Annotated in this window: 21 protein-coding genes; 10 read left to right on the forward strand and 11 right to left on the reverse strand. The window is 51.5% G+C overall.

From position 1 onward, the window contains the following. Window positions 1-55: 55 nt before the first annotated feature. The 8 genes from argH to metB all read right to left on the reverse strand — a co-directional run bounded on the left by argH (window position 56) and on the right by metB (window position 10,851). The gene (gene argH, locus AAY72_RS06500) at window positions 56-1,441 is read right to left on the reverse strand and encodes an argininosuccinate lyase (protein WP_057786203.1); all 1,386 of its coding nucleotides are present in this window, start codon (window positions 1,439-1,441) and stop codon (window positions 56-58) included. A gap of 3 nt (window positions 1,442-1,444) precedes the next feature. After that, complete coding sequence (locus AAY72_RS06505) at window positions 1,445-2,659, reverse strand: argininosuccinate synthase (RefSeq protein ID WP_008609020.1); 1,215 nt, start codon at window positions 2,657-2,659, stop codon at window positions 1,445-1,447. Window positions 2,660-2,667: 8 nt separating this feature from the next. After that, window positions 2,668-3,582 carry an ornithine carbamoyltransferase gene (locus AAY72_RS06510; protein ID WP_008985595.1) on the reverse strand — a complete coding sequence of 305 codons (915 nt, stop codon included), beginning with the start codon at window positions 3,580-3,582 and terminating at the stop codon, window positions 2,668-2,670. Between the two features lie 60 nt (window positions 3,583-3,642). After that, window positions 3,643-4,407 carry an acetylglutamate kinase gene (argB, locus tag AAY72_RS06515; protein ID WP_057786205.1) on the reverse strand — a complete coding sequence of 255 codons (765 nt, stop codon included), beginning with the start codon at window positions 4,405-4,407 and terminating at the stop codon, window positions 3,643-3,645. Continuing rightward, window positions 4,404-5,432, reverse strand: a complete 1,029-nt coding sequence (gene argC / locus AAY72_RS06520; RefSeq protein ID WP_057786207.1) for an N-acetyl-gamma-glutamyl-phosphate reductase — start codon at window positions 5,430-5,432, stop codon at window positions 4,404-4,406. The genes argB and argC overlap by 4 nt, the downstream gene beginning before the upstream one ends. A 113-nt stretch (window positions 5,433-5,545) precedes the next feature. Further along, a complete protein-coding gene (locus AAY72_RS06525; RefSeq protein WP_156411295.1) occupies window positions 5,546-8,452 on the reverse strand; it encodes a diguanylate cyclase in 2,907 nt (968 codons plus the stop codon). Between the two features lie 102 nt (window positions 8,453-8,554). Further along, window positions 8,555-9,667, reverse strand: a complete 1,113-nt coding sequence (locus tag AAY72_RS06530; protein ID WP_057786209.1) for an aspartate kinase — start codon at window positions 9,665-9,667, stop codon at window positions 8,555-8,557. Beyond that, a complete protein-coding gene (gene metB / locus AAY72_RS06535; RefSeq protein ID WP_008985590.1) occupies window positions 9,667-10,851 on the reverse strand; it encodes a cystathionine gamma-synthase in 1,185 nt (394 codons plus the stop codon). Before metB ends, AAY72_RS06530 begins: the two co-directional genes overlap by 1 nt. 181 nt (window positions 10,852-11,032) lie before the next feature. Between metB and metJ the strand changes: the two genes are divergently transcribed. After that, the gene (gene metJ, locus AAY72_RS06540; RefSeq protein WP_008985589.1) at window positions 11,033-11,368 is read left to right on the forward strand and encodes a met regulon transcriptional regulator MetJ; all 336 of its coding nucleotides are present in this window, start codon (window positions 11,033-11,035) and stop codon (window positions 11,366-11,368) included. Between the two features lie 30 nt (window positions 11,369-11,398). Here metJ and AAY72_RS06545 read toward each other — a convergent pair whose 3' ends face one another. Next, window positions 11,399-12,643, reverse strand: a complete 1,245-nt coding sequence (locus tag AAY72_RS06545) for a malic enzyme-like NAD(P)-binding protein (RefSeq protein WP_057786211.1) — start codon at window positions 12,641-12,643, stop codon at window positions 11,399-11,401. A gap of 414 nt (window positions 12,644-13,057) precedes the next feature. Between AAY72_RS06545 and AAY72_RS06550 the strand changes: the two genes are divergently transcribed. Continuing rightward, entirely contained in the window at window positions 13,058-13,963 is a 906-nt protein-coding gene (locus AAY72_RS06550; RefSeq protein ID WP_057786260.1) for a tetratricopeptide repeat protein, read from the forward strand. A gap of 88 nt (window positions 13,964-14,051) precedes the next feature. Here AAY72_RS06550 and rpmE read toward each other — a convergent pair whose 3' ends face one another. Next, window positions 14,052-14,264: a 50S ribosomal protein L31 gene (gene rpmE / locus AAY72_RS16510; protein WP_008985586.1), complete on the reverse strand. Its 213-nt coding sequence runs from the start codon at window positions 14,262-14,264 to the stop codon at window positions 14,052-14,054. Between the two features lie 198 nt (window positions 14,265-14,462). Between rpmE and priA the strand changes: the two genes are divergently transcribed. The 7 genes from priA to AAY72_RS06585 all read left to right on the forward strand — a co-directional run bounded on the left by priA (window position 14,463) and on the right by AAY72_RS06585 (window position 21,235). Continuing rightward, on the forward strand, window positions 14,463-16,649 hold the full coding sequence (gene priA / locus AAY72_RS06555; protein WP_057786213.1) for a primosomal protein N': 2,187 nt from the start codon (window positions 14,463-14,465) through the stop codon (window positions 16,647-16,649). Window positions 16,650-16,738: 89 nt separating this feature from the next. Further along, window positions 16,739-17,302, forward strand: a complete 564-nt coding sequence (locus AAY72_RS06560; RefSeq protein ID WP_057786215.1) for an SPOR domain-containing protein — start codon at window positions 16,739-16,741, stop codon at window positions 17,300-17,302. A gap of 56 nt (window positions 17,303-17,358) precedes the next feature. Further along, window positions 17,359-17,877, forward strand: coding sequence for an ATP-dependent protease subunit HslV (hslV, locus tag AAY72_RS06565; protein WP_057786217.1), 519 nt, complete (start codon window positions 17,359-17,361; stop codon window positions 17,875-17,877). 11 nt (window positions 17,878-17,888) lie between these two features. After that, complete coding sequence (gene hslU / locus AAY72_RS06570) at window positions 17,889-19,220, forward strand: HslU--HslV peptidase ATPase subunit (protein WP_057786219.1); 1,332 nt, start codon at window positions 17,889-17,891, stop codon at window positions 19,218-19,220. Then, window positions 19,220-19,591 carry a gamma-butyrobetaine hydroxylase-like domain-containing protein gene (locus tag AAY72_RS06575; RefSeq protein WP_057786221.1) on the forward strand — a complete coding sequence of 124 codons (372 nt, stop codon included), beginning with the start codon at window positions 19,220-19,222 and terminating at the stop codon, window positions 19,589-19,591. Before hslU ends, AAY72_RS06575 begins: the two co-directional genes overlap by 1 nt. Window positions 19,592-19,678: 87 nt before the next feature. Beyond that, window positions 19,679-20,164, forward strand: a complete 486-nt coding sequence (gene rraA, locus AAY72_RS06580) for a ribonuclease E activity regulator RraA (RefSeq protein ID WP_008985581.1) — start codon at window positions 19,679-19,681, stop codon at window positions 20,162-20,164. Window positions 20,165-20,167: 3 nt separating this feature from the next. Then, complete coding sequence (locus AAY72_RS06585; RefSeq protein WP_057786223.1) at window positions 20,168-21,235, forward strand: formimidoylglutamase; 1,068 nt, start codon at window positions 20,168-20,170, stop codon at window positions 21,233-21,235. Window positions 21,236-21,245: 10 nt separating this feature from the next. Here AAY72_RS06585 and hutI read toward each other — a convergent pair whose 3' ends face one another. After that, on the reverse strand, window positions 21,246-22,469 hold the full coding sequence (gene hutI / locus AAY72_RS06590; protein ID WP_057786225.1) for an imidazolonepropionase: 1,224 nt from the start codon (window positions 22,467-22,469) through the stop codon (window positions 21,246-21,248). A 157-nt stretch (window positions 22,470-22,626) separates the two neighbouring features. On the opposite strand from hutI, the gene hutC reads away from it, so the two are divergent. Beyond that, complete coding sequence (gene hutC / locus AAY72_RS06595) at window positions 22,627-23,334, forward strand: histidine utilization repressor (protein ID WP_008951163.1); 708 nt, start codon at window positions 22,627-22,629, stop codon at window positions 23,332-23,334. Window position 23,335: the final 1 nt, after the last annotated feature.

Here is a 23,335-nt window from a genome sequence, read left to right on the forward strand (position 1 = left end):
GCTTAACTGACCGGCATTACGGCTTTGCCGGTTTTTTTATTTAGTTGCGCTTTATTTAGTCGCTCAGCGCATCAAACCATTGTTGTGCCTGCTTTAACTGCCAGAGCACCTGCTGTGGTGCCGTGCCCCCCAGAGCGGCACGTTTGGCCAAACCGGCTTCAATGGTCAGCGCAGCGAAGACATCATCGGTAATCAGCGGGCTGACCTGCTGCATCTCAGTCAGTGGTAATGCTTCGAGCGCGACCTTGGCCGCTGAAGCTTTTAACACCAGCGCTCCCGACAGCTCATGCGCGTCACGGAACGGCACGCCCTTGGCTACCAGATAATCAGCCAGATCCGTCGCATTGCTATAACCCAGCTCGGCGGCCCGCCGGCATTGCTCTGTATTCACCGCTAAATGGGGTAATACCGTTGCTAACACCAGCAGAGATTGCTGCCAGGTTGCCATCAGGTCAAAAAAGCCCTGTTTATCTTCCTGCATATCTTTGTTATAGGCCAAAGGTAAGCCTTTCAGCACATGCAAAATCGCGACCAAATGTCCGAGTACACGGCCGGTTTTACCGCGCAGTAGCTCAAACACATCCGGGTTTTTCTTTTGCGGCATCAGCGAAGAACCGCTACTGATGGCGTCACCCAATTTAAAGAACGCCGCCTCACCCGAACAGAAGAAGATCACATCTTCCGACAACCGTGATAAGTGCGTCATACACAAGCTGGCGGCAGCAGAAAGCTCCACCACATAGTCACGATCTGATACCGCATCCAGACTATTGGCTGCTGCCTGGGCAAATCCCAGACGCTGTGCCAGTGTATGCCGATCCATCGCCACACCAGTACCGGCCAGTGCACCACAGCCCAGCGGGCACACATCTAAGCGTGCAACAGCGTCATCTAAGCGACTCAGGTCACGTTTAAACATCTCGACATAAGCCAGTGCCCAATGCGCGACTAAAACCGGCTGGGCGCGCTGTAGATGGGTAAAACCCGGCATCACGTCAGTACCGGCTCGCTCGGCAAATACCAGCAAGGCTCTTAGTACCGATAGTAGCGCCTGTCGCACATAGCCAGCATTTAGCCGGGTCCATAACCGTAGATCGGTGGCGACCAAATCATTACGGCTGCGTCCGGTATGTAACTTCTTCGCCACCGCGCCCAGTTTAGCGGTAAGCTGGGCTTCCACCCAGCTGTGAATATCCTCTTCCTGGGTTTGCAACGGTAATGTCGGATCCGCCTCAATCGCCACCGCTAAGTCAGCCAAACCGGCATCCAGCTGCTGTGCTTCCTGCTGATTGATAATACCGGCTTGCAACAAACCGGCGGCCCAGGCGCGCGACGCTGCGATATCCTGCAGCGCCAGTTGATAATCAAAACTCAGCGAATCGTTAAAATCGCGGAACTCAGCCAGTGTCGCTTCGGTAAAGCGACCACCCCACATCGCCATAACTTAATCCTTCTTCGCGTGCAGCGCCCGGATCCGGCTGGCCAGACTGTACAACCGGATAAAGCCTTCAGCGTCTTTCTGGTTATAGACTTCATCACCTTCAAAGGTGGCAAAGGCTTCAGAGTACAAACTATTCGGCGAGCGACGCTTGGCCACAGTGACATTACCTTTATACAGCTTGACCACTACATCACCGGTCAGCTGCGCGGCTAATGAGGTGGCGGCTGCCAGCAAGGCGTCTTTCAACGGTGTAAACCAACGGCCATCATAGACCAGCTGGGCAAACTCTAAACCTACTTCTTCCCGATATTTCAGTGAGGTGCGGTCATAAACCAGCGCTTCCAGGCCTTTTAGTGCCGCCAGAATAATGGTACCGCCCGGCGTTTCATAACAGCCACGGGACTTCATGCCAACTAACCGGTTTTCGACGATATCAATCCGGCCAACACCATGCTCAGAGCCAACGGCATTTAGCAGTTCAATGGCTGCCACACCATTCATGGCCTGACCATTGACCTTTTTCAGCTCACCGGCTTCGAAGCTCAGCTCAACATATTCGGCTTTGTCCGGCGCTTGCTCCGGAGATTTGGTCCACATCCAGATCTGGTCAGATGGTTCATTCCATGGATTTTCAATTTCGCCGCCTTCATGCGAAATATGCCACAGGTTAGCATCGCGGCTGTAGATTTTGGTGGCAGAAGCCGTGGTTGGGATCTTCTTCTCGGCCAGATAATTTAACAGCGATTGCCGGGAGTTAAACTCCCACTCCCGCCAGGGCGCGATAACTTTTAACTGCGGTGCCAGAGCAGCAAAAGCACCTTCAAACCGCACCTGATCATTACCTTTACCGGTACAACCATGACAGAGCGCATCGGCGCCCAGCTCCAGTGCCAGTTTGACCTGAGCACGGGCAATCACTGGCCGCGCCATTGAGGTGCCAAGCAAATACTGGCCTTCATAGACGGCGCCGGTTTTTAAAGTTGGGAAAATCACTTCGTTTACCAGCTCTTCGCGCAAGTCAACAACATAGCAGCTGCTGGCGCCAGAGTTAATGGCCTTCTGCTCTACGCCAGCCAGCTCTTCGTCGCCTTGGCCAACATTAGCGACGAAAGCGATGACTTCACAGTCATAGTTATCTTTTAACCAAGGTACAATGGCCGAGGTATCTAAACCGCCAGAATAAGCCAGTACCACTTTTTTTACGTTCTTTACGCTCATTACCAACCTCAACTAAATAAACTGACTAACACAGCATTTTGCGCATGCATCCGGTTTTCCGCCTGCTGCAATGCCAGAGAAAATTCACTGTCCAGCACTTCACTGGTCACTTCCTGACCACGATGTGCCGGCAAACAGTGCATAAAATGTTTTACTGCCAACCGTTGCATGGCAGCGGTATTAATTTGATAAGGTGCAAAAATACGTTGTACCTGCGCCGGATCGGCTTTATTCCCCATCGACACCCAGGTATCGGTATAGATCGCATCCGCACCTGCGGCTGACGACAAATGCTGACTGAGTGTCAGCTTGGCGCCACTGTGCTGCGCCAACTCCTGTGCTTTTAATAGCACATGAGCATCAGGACCAAAGCCCTGTGGCGTCACGACTGTCAGATCCATGCCCATAATGGCGGCGCCCAACATCAACGAATGACAGACATTATTGCCATCGCCAACAAAGGCCAGATGCACTTTATTCAGGTCACCATATTGCTCTTTTAAAGTCAGTAAATCGGCCAGTGCCTGGCATGGATGGTAAAGGTCACTTAGTGCGTTAATCACCGGTTTTTTACTGCTTAGCGCCAGCTGTACCAGCGTTTTTTGCGAGTAAACCCGTGCCACTATCGCATCGGTCCAGCACGCCAAATTGCTGCCAAAATCCTCTACCGACTCACGCACGCCCATAGCGCCGTTTTGCAAATCCAGATAGACACTGTGGCCACCGAGTTTGTAAATACCAACATCGAAACTGACGCGGGTGCGCAGCGAGGGCTTTTCAAACAACAGCGCAATGCTGCGGCCCTTTAATGCCTGCTGGTAATCCTGCGGGTTTTGTTTGATATTCAGCGCTAACTCGAGCAGCGCCTTAAGTTGTGTCTGATCCAGTTCAGCTAAACACAGCAGCTGGGTTAATTTACTCATAAAACACACGTATCCGCTAAGCGGTTTCCTTATATTTTGGCGCTAAGCTGCGCCCTGAGGTTAATACATAATGCAGGTGCCAACAGGCTTATCCTGCATCAGGTTTTGCAAATCTTCCGGATTCTGCCAGCCGGCAACGACGATATTACTTTGCAGTGCGGCAGCCGTTTCCAGCGCGGCATCCAGTTTGACTTTCATGCCGCCCTTGATCACTCCCTGCGTCACCAGCTCTGCCGCTTGTGCAGTGCTTAAGGTTGGGATCAGCTGCATCTGGGCATCTAAAATGCCCGGCACATCAGTCAGTAATACCAGTTGGCCCTTGACCAGCTGACAAATCGCCGCTGCAGCCAGATCCGCATTCACATTTAACAACTGCCCCTCTGCACCTATACCAATAGAGCTAAATACCGGGGTAAAACCTTGTTCTAATAACAGGTTAAGTAAGGTCGGCTCAGCCGGCTTTGCGATACCTACCGCGCCCAGTTTAGTGTTCACGCTAAACTGACAGCTATTACCTGCTGACAGATTCAGACCAACGGGGTTTAAACCCGCTAATATCGCCCGGCTGACCATTTCGGCATTGACCGCGCCGTCCAGCGCACCGGTTATCACTGGCATTTGCTCAGCCGGTGACACCCGCTGACCATCAATTTTTTCGGTATTAAAGCCAAATTTTGCCAGCCACTGGTCAACCTGGTCACCGCCGCCATGCACCAGTACCACTGGTCGCTGCTGTTTAATGTTGGCACACACTGCTAACAAGGCATCCAGCGCCGCTCTGTCTTGCAACAGGCGGCCGCCCATTTTTAATACCACTGGTTTCATGCGACGACTCCTGCAAATAAACCAGCCGTTTCCGGTTTGCCAAAACGTACGTTCGCAGCTTGCATAGCCTGCGCTGCCGCGCCTTTTAACAGGTTGTCGATCGCCGACATAATCACCAATTGCTCGCCATCCTGTTGCCAGTAAAGGTCACAGAACGGGGTGCCGGCAACGTCAGCGACATTAGGGGATTTATCAGTAAAACGGATCAGCGGCTTACCGGTATAGGCCTGGCTAAAAGCCGACTTGACCTGCTCCGCGCTGACACCAGGCTTCAGGTTCACCACACAGGTGGCCAGAATGCCACGTTTAAAATTACCCAGGTGAGGCGTGAATACCACTTTACGGCCAAGGTTCTGCTCAATCTCCGGCCGGTGCCGATGCTTGAAGAAACCATAGGCATTCAGACCCACTTCGCAGAAAGAGGTGGTCAGGCTGGCTTTACGGCCTGCGCCCGATACACCGCTGGTCGCACTGATCACCGGGATACAATCCGCCGCAACCAGACCGGCCTTTAACACCGGTAATAATGCCAGTGAACAGGCGGTAGGATAACAGCCGGGTACCGAGACCAGATCGCCCAGCGGCTCAGTTTGCCATTCCATTAACGAATAGACGGCTTGCTCGAGTAATTCCGGATGTTGATGGGCATAGCCATAGTACTGCGGATACAGCTCTGGCTGCTTTAAGCGAAAGGCGCCGGACAGGTCAAACACCTTAATCCCTTTGGCCAACAGTTTAGGCGCCACCTCTTCACTGGCCTCATGCGGCAGCGCCAGAAATGCCACCTCGATATCCAGCTCAGGGATCAGGCTGTCCTGCCAGGGCTCCACCAGAATATCGACTTGCCGGGCAAAACGCGGATATAAGCTAGCCAGCGGCTCAGGATCACGACCACCAGAGGCAAAAGCATAACTGAGTTCAAAATAAGGGTTTGCGCTTAACAAGGCGCAAAGCTCTGCGCCGCTGTAACCGGCAGCGCCTAATACCGCGCTACGAATTTTTGAGGATTTTGAAATATCAGACATGAAATACTCTTACTAACAAAAAACACAGGCTACCAGTTATAGCACAAACTGGCGCCTAGTGTAGTGGGAAGGACATGCACAATCAAGAATTATTATGCTGTTTTTTTGAATTATTATCCATTTTTATTTGGCTGACCCGCAATGACCAGCAGGTTACGACCATCTCGCTTGGCCTGATACAACGCCTGGTCGGCATGCAACAGCAATTGTGATAAATCGAGTTTATAGTTAGTCGTTAGGCCAATACTGATCGTGATGCGTAGATCCGGAGCAATATCGTTCAGGTCGAGCCGCTCTACTTTGTGTCTTAGTCGTTCACAAACTTCGGTCGCATCCTCAAGTGAGGTATCGGGTAACAGAATTGCAAACTCCTCTCCACCCCAGCGGGCTAACAAATCGATACTGCGGCTTTGTTGTTTTAGTACCGCCGCTACCCGCTTCAATACCTCATCACCGACGGCATGCGATAACTGATCATTGACCCGTTTAAAATGATCGACATCCAGTAAAGCCAGACACAGTGTCGTATGATAGCGCTGTGCCCGCTGATATTCATGCTGCAGGGCCTCATCAAATGCCCGCCGGTTAGCCAGACCGGTCAACGCATCTTGCCGGGCTAACAGTTGCAATTCTGCGGTTTGTTCGGCGACCAGCTTGCGCAGCCGCAATTCACTGCGCTGTAAACTGCCTAACCGCCAACGAATACCGAGAATTAACGAGCCAGCCAATATTGCCAGTAACAGTAACTGAAACCAGCCGCGTTGCCATAAATGCGGTAGCACAGTAAAGGTCAGCACAGCTTCATTTTTACTCCAATCGCCGCCCGGATAGGCAGCGGCGACCCGGAAGCGATAATCACCCGGCGGTAAGTTGGTATATTCAGCTAAAATGGACGAGCCACGATTTACCCATTGTAAATCGAAACCCTCCAGCAAGGTTCGATATTGGATGCGCTGCGACATCACGTAACCGAGCCCAGCATAGTGAATTTCTATCCGGTTGGTGCCTGCGGCCAGCACATACTCGTCCCCTAACGTCAGTTCATGGTCATCTGCCACAAACTTCTCAACTACCACTGGTGGGTTAATTCGGGAAAAGCGTTCCAATCGTTTAGGTTTCACATTACTTACGCCCATAGACGTTGCCACCCAAACCGAACCATCATGATGTAAAGTCGCCGCTTTCATCGAGCCTCCGTTAGCTTGAGCACTAGACATCCCATCACTTTCACCATAAAGCTCAATATCTACCCAACCGCGACGACCAGCAATCAAATCTAAAGCCACTTGCCGCTCTAGCCGTAACACGCCTCGGTTACTGCTAATCCAAAAGTGACCTTGTTGATCGAGTACCAACTGAAATAGCTTATCAAACGGCATCCCCTGTGCCCGGCCAATCATCCGGATTTGCTCACTCGCTAAATCATACGCGAGTAAACCACGGTCGGTGGTCATCCAAAGCAAACCTGCTTCGGCATCTTCGGCAAAACCAAAGGCATAGTCCGCATCGTCGAATGGTTGTAAGTTAAGTCGTTGTAAGCTTCCATCAGGCTTCAGCACTGCCACGCCCGCGCCACTGCCAATAAAGATCCGCTGATCGGCGCTTTGGTATAACGCCATAATAAAGGGGCTGGGCAGACCCTGCTCCCGGCTGAAATATTGCACGGTTCCGTTGTCGATATAAGCTGCACCAAGGGCGGTGCCGACCCAAATTTTGCCGTCAGCCAGTGGCAAAATGGCGCGAACCTCATTTGCCGGTAACAAATTCCCAGCATGGTAGTGCTGCACAACCTGTCCTTGTTTTAATTGAATCAAACCGTCTGCATAGGTACCGGCCCATAAACTGCCATCAGGTCCTTCAGCCAAGCTCAATACTGATTGACCGACACTGGCGGCACTCATGTCCAATCGCTTAAACTGGCCATTACAGAACTGATCTAAGCCTCGGCCACTACCTACGTAGATGCAACCGTCGGAGTGCGATAGCACGGCGCGAACAAAATTTCCAGCTAGCCCTTGTTCAGTTGTGTAAGTAGTAAAAGGAGCATCTCGTAATCGGAATACGCCACCGTTAGTACCAACCCATAAGCTTTTCTCGTTATCTTGCAATAATGCCAAAATACGATTATTTGGTAATCCTCTCCGTATATCCAACTGCTCAGTAACGCCGTGATATTGCCGCAATAATCCGCGATCGACAGTACCAATCCAAAGCAGATCACGACTTTCCTGCAGTAAGGCTGAAACCGGGACATTAGCAAGTAAGGTCTCTACTGCACTCGTCGGCGTTGCTATGCTGAACAGACCGCGCTCTGTGCCAACCAATAACTCATTTTCCCGCTCAGTTAATGCAAATACCGGGGTGCGGTGCAACTCCACCGCGGTGGGTTGCTGCAGCTGTAATTGCTGATCGAGAAATACCAAGCCATCGGACGTACCAATCCAAATCCGTCCTGCCTGGTCTTCAAGTAAGCTATGTACCTGATCTGAGGGCAGACCATCTGTTTGCTGCAGGACGATGCGGCTGCCATCAGGGTTTTGCCGATACAGCCCCTTGCCTTCGGTGGCTAGCCACAACCGATCCTGACTATCCAGTAACACCCGGTTAATCAGCACCCCTAACGGGGGGTGTGCTTGCCAGATACCGTCTTTGATTTTTACTAAACCACCACGAGAGCCTGCAACCCATAGCGCCTGATGCCGGTCCAGATGAAATGTTCTGACGCCAACATCTGGCAGACCAGTAAGCGGGCTGCGATCGTAAACTTGAAATTCGCGACCATTGTAGCGGGCAACGCCTTCCCAGGTGCCAAACCATAGGTAGCCATCTGGAGTTTGGGCAATGGCATTAATGGTGTTGTGCGGCAGACCATCACGGGTGTTCAGGCTTTCTTTGAAGTAGTTTTCTAAAGCTGGGATCGGCGCAGCGGCTTCTGCCAGGTGGCTATCTTGGGCCAACAGCGCAAGCGGAGTATAGAGACAACAGCACAGTATTAAGCGAAACCACGGCAACAATGACATGCAGATAATCCGTTAACCTCAGCAGCCAACAGGCTGCATATTAGATGCAGATTAACCGAGTTAACCGGCTTTTGCCAATATCCCGCTTAGTAAAAGCTCAACCTACCCAGCCAGCTTTGCGACCAGCTGTGCCAAATCGGCATGTAAGCCGCCGGCAGTAACAATGCTGCCGGCTCCCGGACCTTTTAGCACCAGCGGGTTATCACGATACCAGTTCGATTCAATCACAAAGATATTATCGCACGGCGCCAGTGCAGCTAAAGGTGCATCCAATGCCACCGCCTGTAAACTGACCTCAGCTTTAATTTCACCTGCTTGCAGTGACAGACTAGCCGAATAGCGCAGTACTTGCTGGTTAGCTTTAGCTTGTTGATAGAGCGCCAGCAATTGGCTGTCTAACCGCTCACGCTGTTGCCAGAAATCCTGCCACTCTCCTATTGCTAATTCGCTGGGTAGTAACGGGCTTAAACGGATATCGGCTAAATCCAATTTCAGTCCCAGCTCGCGTGCCAACACTAGTAACTTGCGTTGTACGTCTTTGCCGGATAAATCATCACGAGGATCCGGCTCGGTGTAACCCAGCTGCTGCGCTTCAAGTACAAACTCAGAAAACGGCTTACTGCCATCATATTGGCATAGTAGCCAGGATAAGGTACCGGAGAACACACCACTGATCCGTTGGATCTGATCACCACTTTGTAGTAATTCCTGGATAATCCGTTGTACCGGCAAACCGGCACCGACGGTAGTATTACTTAACCAGCACAACTTGTGCTGACGCAACTGCTGACGTAGTGCCTGATATTCTGCGTCCGGTAAGGTTACCCCTTGCTTATTAGCACTGATGATATGGCAACCAGCCTGAATCAAGGCCGGATACTGCCGGGCAAAACTCTGACTGGGCGTAATATCGATGACAACTTTAGGTCCTGCGAGGTCTTGCAGATACGCGACCAAGTCAGCCGCAGCATAACCTTTGCCAAACTGTTGAAAGTCGCGCTGCCAACTATCCGCCGCTAAATTCGACGCCAAAAGCGCATGCCGCGAGTTAACAATCCCCGCCAGTTGTAATGCAATTTTCCCGCTAAAGCGTTGTTGCTGTTTACTAAAACGGGTTAAAAATTCAGATCCCACATTGCCAGTTCCGGCGACGATTACTTGCAGCTCAGGTATAGCTTTGCTCTCTGCCAGCAGAGAATACGCCTTTGCGGTCATTATTCATCTCCCTGAGCAGCCAGGGCCGCTGCGACAACCGCCAGCGCCTGCGCTAAGTCAGCCAGCAGATCAGAAACCTCTTCGATACCTACGGATAACCGAATCAAGGTGTCGGTAATTCCGGCTGTCTTTTGCGCTGCGGCATCCATCGAGGCATGCGTCATACTCGCCGGGTGACAAATCAAGCTTTCGGTGCCACCTAACGACTGTGCCAAGGTAAAGTATCGTAGCGCGGCAAAAAAATCGGCCAGTAAGGCTGCCGGGGCTTTTAATTCAAAACTACACATTGCGCCAAAACCGGCTTGCTGGGCTTTTGCAACCTGATGACCGGGATGATCGGCTAAACCCGGATAGTAGACCCGGGCCACAAGCGGATGCTTAACCAAAAAGTCCACCACTGCTGCGGTATTGGCTTGCTGCGCCTTAAGCCGTAAGGGCAAAGTTCTTAACCCGCGCAGCGTTAAATAGGAATCCAGGGCACCGGCGGTTAAACCAAGACAATTCCCCCACCATTTCAGCTCATCGGCCACGCTTTGCTGTTTCGCAATCACCGCGCCACCAATAATATCACTATGACCGTTGATAAATTTGGTGGTGGAGTGCACCACGATATCCGCGCCAAGCGCCAGCGGCTGCTGTAACACTGGCGATAGAAAGGTGTTATCCACTACAACCAGCGCACCAAACTGCTGTGCCCGCTGGCATACACTAGCGATGTCAGTAATTTGCAGTAGCGGATTACTGGGCGTTTCCAGCCAAATCATCCTTGGGGTAGCGCCTTGCAACTGACTAACCCAGTCTGCTTGCTGAAAGTTAACGATAATCAACTTAAACGCCTGCTTTTTATAGGCTAAATTAGTAAACAGCCGATAACTGCCACCATAACAGTCGTGCGGAATAACCAGCGTATCTGCTGGCGTCAGCAGCTGCAACGCCAGTAAACAGGCTGACATACCGGTATTAGTGATGATCGCTTTAGCCCCACCTTCCAACTCGGCCAAGGCTTCGCCCAGAATATCCCGGGTTGGATTATTCGAGCGCGAATAATCATAAGCGCCGGCTTGACGAAAGGCCGGCAGCTGGTAAGTTGAGCTAAGATAAATCGGTGGAGTGACAGCCGCAAAGGCAGGATCTTCAGCTATACCGGCACGAACGGCGATGGTGGCAGAATGGCGCTTGGTCATAAATAAATTTCTTTTGGATGTTTAGACGTCTAAAAGTATAATCATTAAAAACTGGAAGTCAAACCATTTAGCCGTCTATAATCTTTATTTATTGCACACTATTTGACTGCCCGACAGAAAGCAGTAGAATTCGGGGTTTGCGCTAAATAGCAAAATTATAATTAACGACAAGGGATCCCCTATGGCTAAGTGGAATGGTGAATATATTCACCCCTACGCAGAACACGGTAAAAAGTCAGAACAAGTAAAAAAAATTACCGTTTCAATACCGCTGAATGTATTAAAAGTGTTAACTGACGAACGTACCCGCCGCCAGGTAAACAATTTACGGCACGCAACCAACAGTGAATTACTGTGTGAAGCTTTCCTGCATGCCTTTACCGGTCAGCCTTTGCCTGCCGATGAAGACTTGCGCAAAGACAATCCACACCAGATCCCGGCTGAGGTCAGACAAATCCTGACCAGCATGGGTAAAGAAATCCCGGTAATTATCGAAGCTGATAGCGACGAAGAATAAAAAAACCGCCTTTCGGCGGTTTTTTTATGATCAAGGCTGGAAGTAAGCCTCTGGCATCGGGATCCGGGCAACGCCGGATGCCACTGCTGCTTCCGCAACCGCGCGGGCAACCCGTGATAACAATCTGGGATCCATCGGTTTTGGAATGATATAGGCTTTACCAAACTCCAGGCTCGAAACCTTTGCGGCTTGCAGCACTTCCTGGGGAACTGGCTCTTTTGCAATCGCCCGAATCGCCTGTACCGCCGCCAGTTTCATGTCATCATTAATCACACTGGCCCGCACATCTAAAGCACCGCGGAAAATAAACGGAAAACACAGCACATTATTCACTTGATTCGGATAGTCGGAACGGCCGGTGGCCATAATTAAATCACTACGCTCAGCATGTGCTAATTCCGGTTTAATTTCCGGATCCGGATTCGAACAAGCAAAAATTACCGGCTTATCCGCCATCAGTTTTAGTGCTTCCGGTGGCAGCACGTCTGGGCCGGAAACACCAACAAACACATCCGCTCCGGCCAAGGCATCTTCCAGAGTGCGTTTATCGGTATTGTTAGCGAATAGTTGCTTATACTGATTTAAATCTTCACGCCGGGTATGAATAACGCCTTTGGTATCTAACATATAAATATGCTCACGCATGGCGCCACATTTAATCAGTAATTCCATACAGGCAATAGCGGCCGCGCCAGCGCCCATACAGACGATAATGGCTTTACTGATATCTTTGCCCTGGATCTCCAATGCATTCAGCAAACCAGCCGCTGTGACGATGGCAGTGCCATGCTGATCATCATGAAATACCGGGATATTGCAGCGTTTAATCAGTTCCTGTTCAATCTCAAAACACTCAGGCGCTTTGATATCCTCCAGATTAATGCCGCCAAAAGTATCAGCAATATTGGCTACGGTATTAATAAACTCTTCGGTAGTACGATGGCTGACTTCGATATCAATCGAGTCCAGATTAGCAAAACGCTTGAACAACAACGCCTTGCCTTCCATTACCGGTTTTGATGCCAAATGACCGAGATTACCCAGGCCCAAGATGGCGGTGCCATTAGAAATAACCGCCACTAAGTTGCCCTTAGCGGTATATTTGTAAATGTTTGTCGCATCCGCTGCTATTTCACGCACGGGTTCAGCTACACCCGGACTATAGGCCAGAGCCAGGTCGGTAACGGTTTCTGCTGGCTTGCTGATTTCGATACTGATTTTTCCAGGGCGAGGTTCTGCGTGATAACGCAGGGCTTGTTCTCTGAAATCGGACATTATTAAAGTTTCCTGATAATTTGAGCAGGTACAGAGTAAGGCTCGGGTTTAGGCTTTGTAGTTATACGTTTGGCCCGGTGTTGGCTCATTTTAATGAGCTCTGTTCTGGAAAAACACTGAAATCATGCTGGACGTACCAGAGCAGTGCTAATCCGTCTTTACGACTTTAGTAGGATTCGTATCTGTTATAACAAAGTTCCAAACAGACGCCAAGAGTGCTGGACATCTGTTTTGGCCAAAAATGTGGAATCTTTGCACGGCGCATTAATCGCACCCAGTTATAGTTAGTTATAACTCAGTTAACCATTTACAACAAAGAAACACTTTTTTACAGAATAAACGAGCTGATCACTTGACCAAAAGCAGTCATTGGCTAAAATCGGCACAATTAACTATTTTTTAACCAGAGGCGATATGAAAATTATTTCTGTAGCACTTATTATCGGCAGTCTGCTGACCTATCCTGTTACCGCTGAGGCCAATAGTAATAGTGAGCTACAGGCTGCTGAACGTATTTGTAGTGATAACGATTGTACTAAAGAGTTACGGCGCCTGATCAGATTAGCCCGAGGCGGTAGCGGCGATGCTGCCGCTTTCGTCGCGATGGCTTACGCCACAGGAGATGGTTTAGAACAAAATCACCAGCAAGCATTACGCTACCTGAGAATGGGTGTACGTCAACGTAACGCGATGGCGGTTTATCTGATGTCTGACTGGTTACGTAATGGCTTTGTTGCAGAGCAGGATGTCGCTGAAGCAGATCGCTTACTGCAGCTCGCGGTAGAATTAAACTATGGTCCGGCACAATATGCCCGGGCACTGCAATTGCTGCAGCAAGAGCAACCAGAGAGTTTGTCTCTTGCCATTGATTTGTTAGAACAGGCCTCAGCGCAACGCTTAGCCAGCGCCATGCTATTACTGGGGCAACTGAAACAACATGGCGTAGGTATGGAGCCGGATTTACCTGGCGCAGCAGAGCTATATAAAAGGCTAGTGTTATCCGGACAAACGTCAGCCCGAGCTTATTTACAACAGATCACTGAGCAGTTAGCTGAGGACCAACAACATCAATCGCTGGTAGCGGACCTGCGTGAAGTCGACAATATCGAAGTGATTCGGGTTTCAGGTCAGCAGCTGCAAGCGAGTAATATGCTGGAAGGCTTGGTGCGTCGCTTGTCACAATCCGGGCAGTACGATAGTCGTTCAGTGGGCACCCGGATCCGGGGCCTAAGCTGTGAGCAAACCGGCAGTAACTGTTCCAGTACCCGACCGGAGCGCGGTGCCAGCTCATTGAATGAAGTGCTTACAGGTAATCAGTAGTCGCCGATATAACAGCAAATGTCAGACCCAGACTAAAGCGCATAAAAAAACCGGAGGAAACTCCGGTTTTTTTAGTACAGACAGCAGATTAACGGCTGCCCAGTACCGAGAAACGCTTCTTGAAGCGGTCAACACGACCACCTACGTCTAACACTTTTTGCTTACCAGTGTAGAATGGGTGGCAAGCTGAGCACACGTCCAAGTGGATGTCTTTGCACAGTGCTGAACTGGTTTTGAATGAATTACCGCAAGTACAGGTTGCAGTAATTTCTTTGTATTCCGGGTGGATACCTGGTTTCATGGGTTACCTCGTTAGGCCGCATCGCTATCTGGTCGCATTTTTATCGCCAGACACCATACGTAATTACAGTTAATTTAGGGCGCGTAGCTTAATAGATAGCCATTAAAGTTGCAACCGTAAAACCGAAAAAGCCGACATTTTTGTTTTACTTGGCAAGCCGCTATCGCTTCCTTAAACTTGAGTCTTGTTTCTCTTGCTATGGAAGCTGTTGTGACCGCAATTCGCGTTGCCCTGCCCGTCCCTTTACGTCAGCATTTTGATTATCTGTTACCTGCTAACATGCAGGTACAGATCGGCTGTCGTGTCCGGGTGCCTTTTGGTAAACGTGAACTGATAGGTATTGTCTGGCAACTGGACGTTACTCCAGAGGTCGCGGCGGAGCAATTAAAACCGGTATTGGCCGTCATCGACCAAACAGCCGTGCTACCTAAGCTGCTGCGACAATTACTCAGTTTTGCTGCCGATTATTATCATCATCCGCTGGGCGAAGTCTTAACCGCGGCCTTGCCAGCATTGCTGCGTGAAGGTCGCGAGCTTAGCGCCTATCAGCCGACCAGCTATCGCTTAACGGCCGAAGGCGCTGCGGCTAAACTCAGTGATTTTAGTCGCTCTCCAAAACAAGCAGCACTGTGGCAGGCATTATCTGAGCAAGCCTTGTCAGAAACCACGCTAAAAACGCAATTTAGCAGTAGCACGCTAAAGCAATTAATCGATAAGGGCTTGATAACCCGCTTCCAAACCACACCAGAACCTTACCAGTTTCAAGGGTTGGCAGAACCCGCTTTGCAACTGACCGCAGATCAGGCGCTGGCTGTGACGGCACTCAATCAGGCACAGGGCAGTTTCAAATCTTTCTTACTCGAGGGGGTAACCGGCTCGGGTAAAACCGAGGTCTACCTGCAGTGTATTGCCCCGTTACTGCAAGCCGGCAAACAAGTGTTAGTGTTGTTACCAGAAATTGGTTTAACCCCGCAAACACTGTCCCGCTTTGCCCAGCGTTTTCAGGCGCCGATTCTGGTGTGGCATTCCAATCTCAGTGATGGTGAGCGATTACAATGCTGGCTGCAGGCAGCCAGTGGCGCAGCGGCAGTGATCATCGGCACCCGCTCGGCGCTGTTTCTGCCGTTTCGTCAGTTGGGGCTGATTATTATCGATGAGGAACATGATCTATCACTGAAACAACAGGATGGCTTTCGTTACCATGCCCGTGATCTGGCCATCAAGCGTGCCGCATTAGAGATATGCCCGATCCTGCTTGGTTCCGCAACACCCAGCCTGGAGTCACTGTACAATTGTCAGCAAGGCCGTTTTATTCATCTGCAACTCACTGCGCGTGCCAGTGGCCAGGCGTTACCCAAGGTAGAACTGATTGATTTAAAACAACAGGTACTACAGTACGGCCTGGCACAGCAAACCCTGCAGCAAATGCAACAACAGTTGCAGGCCGGCAAACAGGTGATGTTGTTTTTAAATCGCCGCGGTTTTGCGCCCGCTCTTAGCTGTCAGGAATGTGGCTGGTTAACTGAATGTCAGCGTTGTAGTGCCTTTACTACGTATCACAAGCATAGCCGACAGCTGGTGTGTCACCACTGTGGTGCGACCCGTGCCGTGCCGCGCCAATGTGGCGGCTGTGGCAGCCCACGGCTGGCACCCGTTGGTCAGGGAACCGAACAACTGGAAGAACATCTGACCACCCTATTTCCGGATATTCCGGTCACCAGACTGGATCGCGACAGCACCCGCCGCAAAGGTGCTTTTGCCAGCTTGTTATCCGAAATTGAACAAGCTGGCCCCAGATTGATTCTGGGTACCCAGATGTTGGCAAAAGGCCATCATTTTCCTTTTGTTACGCTAGTGGTCATCGTCGATGTAGACGGCGCTTTGTACAGTGCCGATTTTCGTGCACCCGAGCAACTCGGCCAACTGCTAACCCAAGTCGCCGGCCGTGCTGGTCGTGGCCATGATAAAGGTAAGGTGCTACTGCAAACCCAGCACCCGGAACATGCATTACTGCAGGATATTATTTTAAACGGTTATGCTGCCTTTGCCCGCAGTGCCTTGCTAGAGCGCCAGCAAACTTTTTTACCGCCTTGCCAGCATCTGGCGTTATTTCGGGCCGAGGCGCATCAGAGCGAGCCGTGTCAGCAACTATTACAGCAACTGGCCACGTTTTGTCAGCAATACCCCAGTGTACAATTGCTTGGCCCCTTGTTATCACCGTTAGAGCGCAAAGCGGGTAAATATCGCTGGCAGCTCCATTTATACGCCAAACATCGGCCGCAACTGCACCAGTTACTGAGCGCGTTATTAATTGAAATCCCGAAATGGCCGCTGAGTCGGAAAATAAAGTGGCAACTGGATGTCGATGCGCTAGATCTGAGCTAAGTCGCGGCAGATCGGCGCTGTGTGGTTTCCTTTTCTGTCGATCCGGGTAGAATACGGGTTGATCTAAAAACAGGTAATTAATTCGTCGTATGCCACAAAGAGATTATGTACGCGCCAGCCGTCCGAAAGCGCCAGCCAAAAAAGCCGGTGCAGCCAGGGGCGGTCGTGGTAAAGCGCCAGCAGCTGCGTCTAAACCCTGGCTGCTGATTGCCCTGACTTTACTGACGCTGAGCGTCTTTATTTACGGCTTATGGTTTTTACGGCAACAACCGGTCGTCACACCTGAGCCGGTCGCGGCGCCGGTGAAGGTTGCCCCAAAGGACGAATTACCACCCAAGCCACAAGCTGAGCCTTATCAGTATATTAAAGAGCTCGAAAATAAAGAGATTACCGTCGAGGTACCGCAGCAGCAACGTAGCGTACCAGCGGTATTGCAATGTGGCTCGTTCCGGCAGCAAAACCAGGCCGAACAAATGAAAGCGCAGATCGCCTTTGCTGGCATTGCAACTGATGTGCGCCGCACCGAGGGCAGCAATGGCGTTTGGTTTAGAGTTGTTGCCGGGCCCTATGAGTCGCGACGTGCCGCCACCGCCGATATGAACCGTTTACGCCAAATGGGGATAAATACTTGTCAGGTACGCAACGTCACTTGAAAAATGTGAGTTGCCCCCTTACTTAAGCCTTATGTTTCTGCCATAGGGCTTTTTTTATGACTACGATCGTCTCTGTTCGCCGCAATGGCCATGTTGCCATTGGTGGTGATGGCCAGGTTTCACTGGGCAATACCGTAATGAAGGGTAATGCCCGCAAGGTTCGCCGCCTTTATCATAATAAGGTACTGGCCGGTTTTGCCGGCGGCACCGCTGATGCCTTTACGCTGTTCGAACGCTTCGAAGCCAAGCTGGAAATGCATCAGGGCCACTTAATGCGCGCCGCCGTTGAACTGGCGAAAGACTGGCGTACCGATCGTATGCTGCGTAAGCTGGAAGCCCTGTTGGCGGTGGCCGATGCTAATACCTCACTGATTATCACCGGTAATGGTGATGTGCTGCAGCCAGAACATGATTTGATTGCCATTGGCAGTGGCGGCCCCTTTGCCCAGGCTGCCGCCACCGCTTTGTTACAAAATACTGAGCTCAGCGCCCGCGATATCGTGGAAAAAAGCCTGAAAATTGCCGGTGATATCTGTGTCTACACCAATCACCACCAGACTATTGAAGAATTGTAAGCAGGTAGCCCATGTCTGATATGACCCCAAGAGAAATAGTCCACGAACTGGATCGCCATATTATTGGCCAGAACAAAGCCAAACGGGCTGTCGCCATCGCGCTGCGTAATCGTTGGCGCCGCATGCAATTAGATCCGGCGCTGCGCCAGGAAGTGACGCCAAAAAATATTCTGATGATTGGCCCAACCGGTGTCGGTAAAACCGAAATTGCCCGCCGCCTGGCCAAGCTGGCGAACGCGCCCTTTATTAAAGTCGAAGCGACCAAGTTTACCGAAGTCGGCTATGTCGGTAAGGAAGTGGAAAGCATTATCCGTGATCTGACAGACAGCGCGGTGAAGATGTTTCGCGAACAGGCCATTGCCAAAAACCGCTTTCGGGCCGAAGAAGCCGCTGAAGAGCGGATCCTCGATGCGCTGTTACCCAAACCCAAAGACGCCTGGGGCGAGCCGGAAAAAGCCAGCACCGACTCCAATACCCGGCAGATCTTCCGTAAAAAACTGCGTGAAGGCCAGTTAGATGACAAAGAAATCGAACTGGAACTGTCGCAAGGGCCCATTGGCGTAGAAATTATGGCGCCGCCGGGGATGGAAGAGATGACCTCGCAATTGCAGAGCATGTTCCAGAGCCTGGGCAGTGAGAAAAAGAAAAAACGTAAGCTGAAAATTAAAGATGCTTTCAAGCAGCTGATTGAAGAGGAAGCCGCCAAACTGGTCAATCCGGAAGAGCTGAAAGCCGAAGCACTGGATGCGGTAGAGCAAAATGGCATCGTGTTTCTGGATGAAATTGACAAAATCTGTAAGCGCGGCGAAACCAGCGGCCCTGACGTATCGCGCGAAGGCGTACAGCGTGATCTGCTGCCATTAATCGAAGGCTGCACAGTAAATACCAAGCATGGTATGGTCAAGACCGACCATATCCTGTTTATCGCCTCAGGAGCCTTCCAGATGAGCAAGCCGTCGGATCTGGTGCCTGAACTACAGGGCCGGTTACCGATCCGCGTTGAGCTGGAAGCCTTAACCGCCGCCGATTTTGAGCGAATTCTGACGGAGCCTAAGGCGTCATTAACCGAGCAGGCGCGTGCCATGCTGGCGACTGAAGGTGTGAAAATTCAGTTTACCGAAGATGGCATTAAACGTATCGCTGCCGCGGCGTTTCAGGTTAATGAAACCACCGAAAATATCGGTGCCCGGCGGCTGTATACGGTGATGGAACGCTTACTGGAAGAGATTTCCTATGATGCCGCCGATCATGCCGGACAACAGATTGCGATTGATGCCGCCTATGTTGAGCAGCATCTGGGCAGCTTGGTGCAGGATGAAGATCTGAGCCGGTTTATCCTGTAATGACCACAGCTTTGGTAAAATTGCACTACCACCGGCAGCGCCGGATCCTGGATCTGGTGGCTGCCAATGGTGACTGTCGCAGCCTCAGCGCAGAATTTCTGCGGGTGCATTCACCATCCGCCGAAGTGCGTGGCCATGGTAACCCCAAATTAGTTGCCAATAAACGGGATGTTGCCATTACCGCCATTACCCCGGTAGGTCACTATGCGGTCAAACTCAGCTTTGATGACGGCCACGATACCGGTTTGTATAGTTTTGCCTATCTGCAACAACTCGCCAGTCAGCAAGAACCGTTATGGCAAGCTTATCTGGCAAAGCTTAAAGCGGCTAATGCCAGCCGAGAGCCTTTGATTAACATTAAATCGCTGTAATCTCAGCTTACAGACCGAACTTAAGCTTGAGGTTAAATGACAGCGGGTTATACTGATGGCAACCCTTAACATGGTATGGAGTTAACCGTGGAATATAATACTTCTGAGCTTTGCGATCTGTATGCCGATCAGGTTGATGTCGTGGAACCGATTTTTGCCAATTACGGCGGCCGGCGTTCTTTTGGTGGACAAATCCATACCGTAAAGTGTTTTGAAGACAATGGTTTGGTGCGTCAGGTACTGGCAGACAGTGGCATTGGCAAAGTATTGCTGATTGATGGCGGTGGCTCCTCACGCCGGGCACTGATTGATGCCGAACTGGCCTCGCTGGCGGCCACCAACGGTTGGGAAGGTATTGTTTGCTACGGCAGTGTACGCGATCTGGATGCCCTGGAAGACTTTGATATCGGTATTCAGGCAGTGAACGCCATTCCGATTGGCGCTGACGATAATGGCTTTGGTGAAACTGAGGTGCCTGTCAATTTTGCCGGCGTGACGTTTTTACCTGGCGATCATCTGTATGCCGACAGTACCGGCATTATTTTATCGCCGGAAGCGCTGGATATTGAGTAAGTGATGCCTGCGATTCAGTATCTTACAAAGGCGCAGTTAAGCGCCTTTTTTCAACCCCGTCCGGGTGAAAGCCGTCTGGCCGAACAATGCCAACTGCCGGATCCAGCATTGGACTTAGGTGCGAATTTAGCCCGCCATGCCGCAACGGGCGGCCAGTTTGTGTTGCTGGGGATTCCTGAGGATATCGGCCCGCGGGCCAACTGTGGCTTGCCCGGTACCACCTTGGGCTGGCAGGCATTTTTAAGCAAATTTCTCAATCTGCAGGCAAACAGCTTACTGGATGCGCAGCAGCTGTTAGTGCTGGGTGAAGTCAACTGTGCCGATTTACAGCAGCAGAGCAGCAACCTGAACGCCGCTCATGCCGCGGAGCTGATGCAGCTCCGGCAACTCTGTGCTGAGCTGGATGAGCGGGTTGATGCGGCGGTCGCGCCCATTTTTGCTGCCGGTCTTACCCCCATAGTGATCGGTGGCGGTCATAATAATGCGCTGCCGCTGTTGCAGGCGCTACACCGCCATACCGGTCAGGCTGTCAACTGTATCAATATTGATCCCCATGCCGATTTTCGTGCGCTGGAAGGTCGCCATAGCGGTAATGGTTTTAGCTATGCGATGGAGAAGCAGCTACTGCAGCATTATCTGGTACTGGGCCTACACCAGCAAAAAAATAATGCCGCCAGCCTGGCAGCATTGTCGGCCGCCGGTGCCGAGTTTATCAGCTACCAGCAGATTTTTGTGCGCCAACAACTTAGCTGGCAGCAAGCGCTGGATCTGGCTTGCGATAAAGTACTTAGCGCCCATACGCCGCTGGCACTGGAGCTGGATACTGATGCCATTACCGCCATGCCGGCCAGTGCGCTCAATTACAGTGGTATCAGCGTGGCGCAGGCAGAGCAGGCGGTGTATCAGCTTGCCCGCTTCCCTGCGACCGCCTACCTGCACCTGGCCGAAGCCGCGCCGGCGCAGCATCCGTCAGGCGTTAGTGCCGGCCTGAATCATTGTGGTCAGGTACTGAGCCAGCTGGTGCAGGCCTTTATTCTCGGCAAGCAACGCCAGGCCGCCATGGTAGAGTAATAAATACCTGTTATGGTAGCCGGCAAAGGCTGCCGGCTATCACCAGTTGTTTTAACGGCGATACCCCAAACTGATAGCACAGCTCAGCCGGCTGAGTTATCGCATAACAGCCAAAGTCTGCCCGCATACCCGCTTGCAGTTGCCCCCGATCTTTCAGCCCCAGCGCTGTTGCAGCATGGCGGGTGACGCCGAGCAGGGCTTCTTCCGGGGTTAAACGAAACAGCGTGCAGGCCATATTCAGCATCAACTGCAAAGAACAAAACGGTGAGGTGCCGGGATTCAGATCGCTGGCAACCGCCATCGGTACCTGATATTGCCGCAGCAGCGCCAGCGGCGGCAGCTGGGTTTCACGCAGAAAATAATAGGCCCCCGGCAACAATACCGCGACAGTACCGGCTTTCGCCATCGCCGCCACACCGGCTTCATCCAGATATTCAACATGATCGGCCGATAAACCGCCAAACTCAGCCACCAGCGCACTGCCACCCAAATTCGATAACTGCTCGGCATGGGCTTTTACCGGCAGACCTAACGCCGTTGCCGCTGCGAACACCTTGCGACTTTGCGCCACACTAAAACCAATGCCCTCACAGAAGATATCTACGGCATCTACTAAGCCGAGCTGCTGCAAAGTCGGCAACATCTGACACACCGCCTCGATATAGCCATCGGCATTATCTTTAAATTCCGGCGGTAACGCATGCGCGCCCAAAAAGGTTTTGATAATACTGGCCGGATGATGCTGCTCTAGCAAAGCCGCCACTTCTAACAGCTTTTGTTCACTGGCTAAATCCAGACCATAGCCGGATTTGATTTCAACCGTAGTCACCCCTTCACGCAGCAGCGCATTTAAACGATCTTTACCCAGCTTAAACAATTCTTCTTCACTGGCGTCGCGGGTTGCTCGAACGGTACTGGCAATGCCGCCGCCGGCCGCGGCAATTTGCTGATAACTGGCACCTTGCAGACGTAGTTCAAACTCATTGGCACGGTTACCGGCATACAGCAAATGGGTATGGCAATCGATCAGGCCAGGCAGCAGCCACTGCCCCTGCGCATCATAAAGTGGCGTCGTCAGGCTATCAAAAGGCGGCAGCTCGGCCTGAGGCCCGGCATAGGCAATCAGCCCATCCTTAACCGCCAATGCCCCCTGCTCAATAGCACCATAGGGGCTGCCGTTATCTGTCATCGTCGCCAGCTTCGCATTTAGCCATACCGCATCAAAGTCTGCCATTCTGTGCTCCTGTTTACCGCGGCTGTGTTCCATAGCCGGGGTGTTATGCTGTTTAACCACTTTGCAAATAGTCTAACTGAAAAACTTGTATATACAACTAAGATCCGCTATTTTTAGCACATCACTGTGTAACCCTTGCTAACAGGTCAGCCTCGCTATGGCAAAATTTGCCGAAATTAAAGAATTTATGCTGCGCCAGATCGAAAGCGGCGCCTGGCCGGAGCACAGCCGGGTGCCGTCCGAAAATGAGTTGGCAGAGCAGTTCTCCGTCAGCCGGATGACGGCCCGGCGCGCGTTACAGGAACTGACCGAACAGGGTATCCTGTACCGCACCCAGGGCGTCGGTAGCTTTGTCGCCGCGTTAAAATCGCAATCCTCGTTGCTGGAAATCCGCAATATTGCCGATGAGGTGCAAAGCAGTGGCCATGCCTACCGCGCTAAGTTGTTACAGCTCACCGAGCTGCCTTGCCCGACTATCGTGGCGACGGCTTTGGGGTTAAAACGCAATGAGCCGGTATTCTTCTCGCTGATCGTGCATTACTCCGATGCTCTGCCACTGCAACTGGAAGCGCGTTATGTCAACCCGAAACAGGTGCCGCTGTATACCCAACAGGATTTTCAGGAAATCACCCCGCATCTGTATTTAAGTCAGATCGCACCGCTGACCGAAGCCGAGCATATTGTTGAAGCTATCTGGCCGGATGATTTTACCTGTCAGCAGTTGCTGCTGAAAAAACCCGAACCCTGCCTGCGTCTGACCCGCCGCACCTTTAGCCGTGACGGCGCGGTCAGCCTGGCCTATTTAACCTCTCCCGGCAGTCGTTACCGGCTGGGAGGCCACCTTAACTTTGCCCTACCCCGCTAAC

The organism is Alishewanella sp. WH16-1 (assembly GCF_001441695.1).
GTDB lineage: Bacteria > Pseudomonadota > Gammaproteobacteria > Enterobacterales > Alteromonadaceae > Alishewanella > Alishewanella agri.